This window comes from Segetibacter koreensis DSM 18137, from assembly GCF_000374045.1.
Lineage (GTDB): Bacteria > Bacteroidota > Bacteroidia > Chitinophagales > Chitinophagaceae > Segetibacter > Segetibacter koreensis.
In genome coordinates this window covers 1-7,971 of the sequence record NZ_KB893354.1, presented here as the reverse complement: position 1 = coordinate 7,971, position 7,971 = coordinate 1, and the positions used below count along the sequence as shown (strand labels likewise).

The window sequence follows — 7,971 nt, the reverse complement described above, 5'->3', positions numbered from 1 at the left end:
ATGAGTATAAAGAGTTGCATCAGCAAACAAGCAACCCCAAACAAAACTTCAAACTTTTCCATCGCCAAGTAATGATGATTAAAGGTTGGCTTAGAGGTATACATCATAGTGTTAGAAATTTACAGCCCTACCTGGACGAATTTTGCTACAGGTTTAATCAAAGTAATTCAATAGAAGAGATTTTTCACAACATAACTGGCAGAATGATTAATACTCAACCAATTTTTATTAAACAATTGAAATTGGAGTAGCTAAATGCCTACTTCCATAAAATAAATTTATTTACAGTTATAATATTTTACATGTTTTTTTAATAAGTAGTTTTAGCTAGTCAATTCATCAAAAACGTTCGTGGCGATAAACATGATTGCAGGAGTAAAACTCGAAATAAGGGTATTAAAATAGCTGGTAACAAACCTTCGACTGGGCCATTTTGGTAGCAGGAGAATTTGCAAGAAGAAACAGAATATGTAAGGGGCTAAATGCAGTTTTTGACCTTGTACTATCAAGGCGGTGCAATAAAGGATTGCCAAATTGTTGAGTTATCTGTCTTATTACTTTTTGATTTGATGCTTTGTTTAGGAAAATAATACTTCTCTTTAATTTTCACGTTTTTCGTTTTGAAAACATTTCGGCATTAAACTCCTGCGATTTTCGTTTGGGGACAGAGAGCGATTTCCAATTACTGCCACAAATCATTTTACCTATAAATACTATTTGACCAACGTGATAAGGATAATGCGAGAGTTGTCTATTTATTGCTTCGATTACCGTGTGTGGTTCGTTGCGGATAAAAATTTCCTTCTTCAAGTCGTCTTGCGTCAAAGAATTAAGCGCATTAAATAAACAATTCCAACCAGAATTCCATTTATCCAAAACCGCATCTCTCGTTTGCATGTCATTCTCAAATTCTTCATCCCTATTTCGCCAATCTTTTTCACCATCAGTTGTCAGGAAGTCAGTCCAACGAGAAAGCATATTTCCCGACAGGTGTTTTACAATGGAGGCGACACTATTACTTTCTTCATTGCATTGCCAAAATAACTTGTCATCCGGGAGTTGGTCAATAGCCTTCTCTCCGAGCATTTTGTAATAGCTAAATTGTTTTTTCACGCTATCTAAATAATTGTTGCTCATTTTGATGTTAATTTTTATAAAATGAAACTCTTGAATAAATTTAAGCAATTATTCAAATAAAAATAATTGCGATTTACTTGGCTGAAGGATGAGTATCATGCAACATTGGGATCTTCATGTTGAGGTAAACAACAAAGATTCTAAAAACTGCGTCGGAGAGTTTAAGGAAGGTATTGAGTATTGACAGTAAGCAATCCTCCGTTGTTTTCTTCAACCCAAAAGATTATTCCTTACGTTTTATACATCTTGTTATCTTTAATTTCTTGATAAGTTTAAAGATTAATTACTTATGAAGGATGAAAAAGATGAAAAGTGGAGAGCAAGGCTTCATGAAATCATTTATGAATCAAACACAGTTGCAGGTAAGGCATTTGATGTTTCGCTGCTGGTATTGATTTTTACAAGCATCATAATTGTAATGGCCGATAGTATTGAGCAATGGCACAACCATTATGGTAACTTATTTTCGACCCTGGAATGGTCATTTACATTTATGTTTACCCTTGAATATCTCTTAAGGCTGGTGAGTATAAAAAAGCCCTGGCGGTACGTTTTTAGCTTTTTAGGCATCATTGATTTGCTGGCTATTATTCCAAGTTATTTGAGTATATTTTATACGGGCGCTCAATCCCTGCTGGTATTTAGAGGGCTGCGTCTGCTGAGGGTATTCAGAATTTTTAAACTCACCCGTTTTCTGTCTGAAATGAAATTCCTCGGGGGTGCTATAAAAGGAAGCTTTACAAAAATCAGTATTTTCATGCTGGTGGTTTTAACCCTTGTTGTTATATTGGGTTCACTAATGTATTTGATCGAAAATGGCCAGCATGGTTTTTCAAATATTCCCGATAGTATTTACTGGGCTATTGTTACGATTACTACTGTGGGATACGGCGATATTTCGCCGACAACACCTCTAGGCAAATTCGTTGCAAGCATCATTATGCTAATGGGCTATGGCATTATTGCCGTGCCCACTGGAATTTTGACGAATGAAATTGCACTGCAAGCAAGAAAGAAAGAGCAAAAGCATGAAGTATGTCCGGGATGCGGTAAAGAAGGACATGATATAGATGCAAAGTATTGTAAGCATTGTGGAACGTTGCTTTAAGTAACACTTATCCGAAAACAAGAAAGACTTTAACCATCTTTTGATTGGATCTCATAGTGTTAGTTGGGTTCCATTATTAATTATGACCTTTTTCATCCTATTTTAAGATATTACTAAACCTATTGTGCCTTGCCTTTTAGCGTAACAAGCGCGTCAGGTGCCTCTGTATTGAAACTACGCTTTATATCAACTGTGATGTCATCTCCGGCAAACCGGCACAGCATGGTTTCTGTATGCGGACTTTCAATATACCGTAAAACCAGTTCAAGCGTGTTCGAGTCAATCCAGGTATATTCAGCAGCAACTTTAAAAGGCGGTAATCCGGTAAGGCTGTTTTTTGCATTACCTACCAGGTACGGTCCCTTCATCCCGGTTTCACCTTGTTGCCAGGAATTTGCGGCAAAATGAACAGGATAAGTTCCACTATCGAGTTTTATAATTAGACCGTAATCTTTGCTTCGATGATTGAAGGTAACTGTACGAATGTTTCGTGCATTAGGTTCCATCACAAAAGTCTTTGACTTGGTAAGCGAAGGAGTAATCACATCTTTTTTTACCGGCAGAGCAAGAGCAGCCAGTTGCTTTTTCAGTATTGCATCCGCACCGTTATTCGGGGCAAGTTTGCCTTTTTGCATTGCCGGCAGCAATATTTTCCAAATTAAATTTAATTCACCTTGCATGTCTGCCGTTTCTGATGTAATGGCAATAACTGCGTCCTGCTCGGGCATCACGATTGCGTACTGACCAAAAGCACCGTCACCACGATATGCATTGTTTCGGCAGCGCCACATCTGGTAACAATAACCTTGCTCCCAGTCGCTTGAGTCTCGTTTAGCTTGCGAATACTCAGGGTGTTGAATAATGTGTGCAGTGCTTGCTTCTTCTGCCCAGCCCGGCGGTAATATCTGCTTTCCGTTCCATTTCCCTTTTTGCAAAAAAAGCTGTGCAAACTTTGCAATGTCTTCCGTTTTTAATCTAAGTCCCCATCCTCCGGTGTTTGCATGTTGGGGACTTTCTTCCCAGTCTGGCTTTGCTATACGTAAAGGTTCAAAAAGCCTTGGTTGTAAATAATCAATAACCTTTTGGCCCGTTACCTTTGATACAATTGCAGAAAGCATATAGGTAGCCATTGAATTGTACAGGAAGTGACTGCCCGGCTGGTACGTGATAAAAACTGTAAAAAAACGCTTCACCCAATTAGTATCCTCAACAACAGTACCTGTAGGATCAGGCTCCTGCCCTACAGACATAGTGAGCAAATCTTTTACAGTTAGTTGCTTTAAGTTAGCACTAGCTGTATCGGGGACTTCATTCGGAAAAAAAGAGACTACTTTATCTGTCAGCGATAGCTTTCCTTCGGCCCGCGCAAACCCGACGGCTGTGGCAGTAAAACTTTTGCTTAAAGAATACAACGTGTGTCTCAGGTCTTTACGGTAGGGATTCCACCAGCCTTCGGCGATAACCTTGCCATGTCGCATCAGCATAAAACTATGAAACTCATGTTTGCTGCTGTTAACCGAATCTAAAAAGGTACTGATTGCAGGTGCAGGTACACCTTCTTCCTCAGGTGTAGAATGTGGCAGCGAGTTGCTTGTTTGTGCAATTACTCCTACAGAGAAAAAGGTTGAAAGCAATAAGGCGGAAAGAAATATTCTTCTCATAAGAAGGTTTTATAAAAAACTTGAATCGTGATATTAGATAAGCAATATAAAACTTATTCTGTTGTTTTGATTGAAGAAATAAATTTATCATAGCGTACATAAACTACCAAAAAGTTGTCTATTGTTGAAATATGCTATTGTTATGTTATTGTCCTACGCAGTCCTACAATTATTATTCATTTTCAGTAAATCTTAGGAACAATTAAAAGGTGAGAGGGCTTTCCTTCCGTAAACGATCAAATTATCATTACCCTTACCTTTCCGGGTGATGTTAATACAAGGGCATTATAGTAAAACACATAACTTTATCTCCATTCACCTCTGCTGATTTTTGCGAACACATTACTCTCCCTGTTTTTATATCCATGAATTGTTATAGCAATTAATAAAACAAACGAAGCAATGAGTGCTGCTACAGAAATATTGTTATGAAGTTGCCATTGTTTTGTTGCTATTGCGATAAATGCCCAAATGCCTACCACCGAAGCTTCTCTTAAATTTCGGTTTCTTACTAACAAAAGAAAAAGAAAAGTTGCAATAGCGATCATAACAACTGTCCATGCTTCTTCTCCGATAGTTCCTCCCTTATACCCTGTGGAGACCAGCCATGCAGCAATACAGGCTATTGTGGCTACCATTATCCATCCTAAGTAAATGGTAATTGGCCACCAAACAAATAGTATTGTTTGTACCGGTTCGTCATCTAATTCGAGGCGAAGACGCACTGTAAGAATACAAAGGCATATTAGAAGCAGCAAAATTACCACTACAGAGAGGCCAACCCATTCGTTTAGCCAGCAAAACAGCCAAAGAGTATTAGCTAAGTTGCTGACAGCAAACCAGTAACCTGTTTGGAGTATATAATTTTTACGGTCTCCATTTTTTAATAAGTACCACTCATAAATGCAAAAAGAAATAGCCAGTAGAAATATAAAAGACCAAATGATGAAAGCGTAACCGGAAGGTGTAAAAAGCGTATCATATTTATTACTTACTTCTCCAACCGTTTTATTTACAAATGAGCCTGTCCCTGCAAAAAAATTAGCGATCAGCATTATTATCAATGATACTGTATTTGCCAGAACTATTCTTCTTGATCTGCTTTGCATGCTATTTTAGTTTCTATACATTATTGTGGAACAGTAATTTGCGGATAAGGTTTAAAAGTTATTGCTTTTAGCATAAAACCAGGTGTTAGGTTCATATAACCGCTGCAATTTTTTTACATTTTAACCTGATCTAACTATGCGATGATTCTTGAGATCATCTAAGCACTAAGTCTAATTCCTATTTGATGCTTAAATTTACCGCTTCTGCCCCTATTGATTAAAGCAAGTGTTAATAGCCCCATGCATTTTACCCTATGCAAGCACTATGAATAAGAAAAATCTGAACCGAGGTATTTTAAATACGAAACCGCATTTTGAGATTCTTGGCGGTTTAAGAGGTGTTGCAGCGCTGGCTGTTGTCATTTTTCACTTTATGGAGTGGGTTTTCACCGACTACGGCAAAAACTTTATTGGTCATGGTTTTTTAGCGGTTGATTTCTTCTTCTTTACATGACTCATTATGCCGCTATATGGGTCTTTGGAAATTATTATATTAATAAAAAACCCTCGGCAGGCGAGCTACCCTATATCATAATACCGGGCGTCATTTTCCTGGTGGTTGTTGCTTATTTCGTAATGGTGTTCTATGATATACCGGTGAGGAGATACCTGGCCAAAAAAAGGCTGTAGGGTCAAAAGCAGAACACGTTGTCGGCAAACCTCGAAAAAACCTTCGATGCTGCGGCAGTATGAATGCGACAATCTTAGTGGCTGAATGCGAAAGTGCGATAATCAGAAGGTAGGTCTTTATGTAAAAGTTTAATAAATAAAAGTAAGAGAGGCGAAGAATGACTACTAGGTTACGCTGTTGTTTAAGTAAATGGGATCAATTAAATAAAGAACCTGGAAAATTTCTAAATGAAGTATGTGGGTATTTTATTATAAACGAAAAATAGGCCTATATATTTAGACATGGAACTACACAAGGAACCACATAAACAGTTAGGAAAATAGTTAAAAATAACAAACGGGCAACTATTCGGGCAACATAATTAAAATAAAAAAGCATTATAAGTTAGTTGTTAATTTATAATGCTTATATCGAAGCTCCCCCTTCAGGACTTGAACCTGAGACCCTCTGATTAACAGTCACAGTATTTTTGTTTCCTATACTTCCCTTTATTCTCTTTAGGCTTCTAAGTCAACTACTTATGAAAAATAATTAATATTTACTAACACTTATTTTCCCTTTATTACTATATTTATGGTGCAAATTTGGTGCAATCATGGAAATATATAAACCTACGGCAACATTGTTTCTTGACAATAGAAAAGTAAAAAAAGATGGAAGATATCCGGTAAAGCTATCTATTTATTGTAGCCCCGATAAAAAAAGATATTCCACTGGTTACGACTTGACAAAACAAGAATGGGAAAAAATTCACAATGATAGGTTACGTGATGACAATTTAAAAGAAATTAAACTTAAGCTTAACTATTTTAAGGAGAATGCTCAAGCTATTCTAAACAATCTTCAGCCTTTCTCTTTTTATGGTTTTGAAGAGCAATTTTTTAAGACTGCGAAAACTAAAGCTGATTTATCATTAGCAACCTGGTTTGACGAGTATATAAAAAATCTGAAAGCCGAGGGTAGGATAGGCACAGCTATTTCATATCGTACAACAATTAATTCTATAAACTTATTCAAACCCAATATGCTTTTGCAGGATGTTACTCCTGCATTCCTCAAATCGTATGAGATGTATATGACAGAGTTAAAAAAATCGCCTTCAACTACAGGAATTTATTTACGACAATTACGTGCAATAATAAATAAGGCGATTGATGCGAATATATTAAAGCAAGAGAATTATGCATTTAAAAAATTTGAAATCCCAGCAGGGAGAAATATCAAAAAAGCACTTAGTGAAGGTGAAATAAAAAAGTTATTGCAATACAAACCAGTTGATAGTAGGCAGCAAAAAGCCTTGGATTTTTGGATTTTTAGTTACCTCTGTAATGGCATGAATTTTACTGATATTTTGCACTTAAAACCTGAAAATGTCTCTGAACACTTTATTTATTTTATTCGTGAAAAAACAAAAAGAACACGTAAGAAAGATTTACAGCCCATAAAGGTTGGCTTAAATCAAAGGGCAGTTGAAATATTAGGCAAGTGGAAAAATACAGATTCAAAAAAACCTTACCTTTTTCCTGTACTAGAAGAAGGTATAACAGCAACTACAGTTAAACACAGATGTCAGCGTTTTATAAAATGGGTTAATAAGCATATGGAAGATATAAGGATTGATTTAGAGATTAAAAACAAAGTAGGTACTTACGTTGCCAGACATACTTTCTCTACTGTTCTTAAACGAAAACACATACCCATTAGTTACATAAAAGAAGCTCTCGGCCATTCAACTAACGCCATAACAGAATCTTATCTTGGTAGCTTTGCTGATGAAGTGAAAATTGAAAATGCTTTTCTACTAACAGATTTTGAATAAAAGCTAGTACAGACAATGTGAGACGAATACACTTTTTGAGGTCAAAGAACATATTAAAAAAATCATAGATGCGTCATTTATGGTGGCTTTCTCATCGTCCCTCTCTCCAACATTACGAGATGGGTTCATTTGTTTTACTTCTGAGTCACTCCCGTGTAACACTATTTCTGATTGAGCAATTTGCGGATCATTCAAACTTAATAGAGGCTTTACTGCTTGACCTCCTCTGACCTCCTCCCATACAACTGGACCAATCTAAATTAGAAAAATCGGGTAATTACTGATAGATTTAAGAGCAGATTAATTACCATGAAAAAATCAAAGTTTACCGAAGCTCAAATTGTTTTTGCCATTAAGCAATCAGAGACTGGAGTTAGTGTGGAAGAAGTATGCAGAAAGATGGGTATTACGCAAGCTACTTTCTACAACTGGAAGAAAAAATATGGTGGCTTAGGCATTAGCGAACTTCGCAGATTAAAGCAATTGGAAGAAGAAAATAGCAAATT

At 36.6% G+C, this 7,971-nt stretch carries 7 protein-coding genes and 1 pseudogene; 5 read left to right on the top strand and 3 right to left on the bottom strand.

Annotation, left to right across the window (positions count from 1 at the left end; all coding sequences use genetic code 11):
- Positions 1 to 251: pseudogene (locus tag B154_RS33170) on the top strand (IS1595-like element ISBaba1 family transposase); the annotation flags it as partial.
- Between the two features lie 355 nt (positions 252 to 606).
- On the opposite strand, the gene B154_RS0121240 reads toward B154_RS33170, so the two are convergent.
- Positions 607 to 1,137: a DUF1572 domain-containing protein gene (locus tag B154_RS0121240; RefSeq protein ID WP_018616377.1), complete on the bottom strand. Its 531-nt coding sequence runs from the start codon at positions 1,135 to 1,137 to the stop codon at positions 607 to 609.
- A 289-nt stretch (positions 1,138 to 1,426) separates the two neighbouring features.
- Between B154_RS0121240 and B154_RS0121230 the strand changes: the two genes are divergently transcribed.
- The gene (locus B154_RS0121230; RefSeq protein WP_018616375.1) at positions 1,427 to 2,245 is read left to right on the top strand and encodes an ion transporter; all 819 of its coding nucleotides are present in this window, start codon (positions 1,427 to 1,429) and stop codon (positions 2,243 to 2,245) included.
- Positions 2,246 to 2,364: 119 nt separating this feature from the next.
- Here the strand turns inward: B154_RS0121230 and B154_RS0121225 are convergent, their stop codons facing one another.
- Positions 2,365 to 3,906: a serine hydrolase domain-containing protein gene (locus tag B154_RS0121225; RefSeq protein ID WP_018616374.1), complete on the bottom strand. Its 1,542-nt coding sequence runs from the start codon at positions 3,904 to 3,906 to the stop codon at positions 2,365 to 2,367.
- A gap of 305 nt (positions 3,907 to 4,211) precedes the next feature.
- Entirely contained in the window at positions 4,212 to 5,015 is an 804-nt protein-coding gene (locus tag B154_RS0121220; protein ID WP_018616373.1) for a hypothetical protein, read from the bottom strand.
- Positions 5,016 to 5,280: 265 nt separating this feature from the next.
- On the opposite strand from B154_RS0121220, the gene B154_RS0121215 reads away from it, so the two are divergent.
- The 3 genes from B154_RS0121215 to B154_RS0121200 form a co-directional block, all read left to right on the top strand.
- Positions 5,281 to 5,469: an acyltransferase family protein gene (locus B154_RS0121215; RefSeq protein WP_018616372.1), complete on the top strand. Its 189-nt coding sequence runs from the start codon at positions 5,281 to 5,283 to the stop codon at positions 5,467 to 5,469.
- Between the two features lie 772 nt (positions 5,470 to 6,241).
- On the top strand, positions 6,242 to 7,465 hold the full coding sequence (locus B154_RS0121205) for a site-specific integrase (RefSeq protein WP_018616371.1): 1,224 nt from the start codon (positions 6,242 to 6,244) through the stop codon (positions 7,463 to 7,465).
- Positions 7,466 to 7,774: 309 nt separating this feature from the next.
- A partial coding sequence (locus B154_RS0121200; RefSeq protein ID WP_018616370.1) for a transposase occupies positions 7,775 to 7,971 on the top strand: 197 nt, incomplete at its 3' end.

Bases quoted from the DNA above. Each gene is read 5' to 3' on its own strand.
- B154_RS0121215 (WP_018616372.1), top strand. From the start codon at position 5,281: ATGAATAAGAAAAATCTGAACCGAGGTATTTTAAATACGAAACCGCAT.
- B154_RS0121220 (WP_018616373.1), bottom strand. From the start codon at position 5,015: ATGCAAAGCAGATCAAGAAGAATAGTTCTGGCAAATACAGTATCATTG.
- B154_RS0121240 (WP_018616377.1), bottom strand. From the start codon at position 1,137: ATGAGCAACAATTATTTAGATAGCGTGAAAAAACAATTTAGCTATTAC.
- B154_RS0121230 (WP_018616375.1), top strand. From the start codon at position 1,427: ATGAAGGATGAAAAAGATGAAAAGTGGAGAGCAAGGCTTCATGAAATC.
- B154_RS0121205 (WP_018616371.1), top strand. From the start codon at position 6,242: ATGGAAATATATAAACCTACGGCAACATTGTTTCTTGACAATAGAAAA.
- B154_RS0121225 (WP_018616374.1), bottom strand. From the start codon at position 3,906: ATGAGAAGAATATTTCTTTCCGCCTTATTGCTTTCAACCTTTTTCTCT.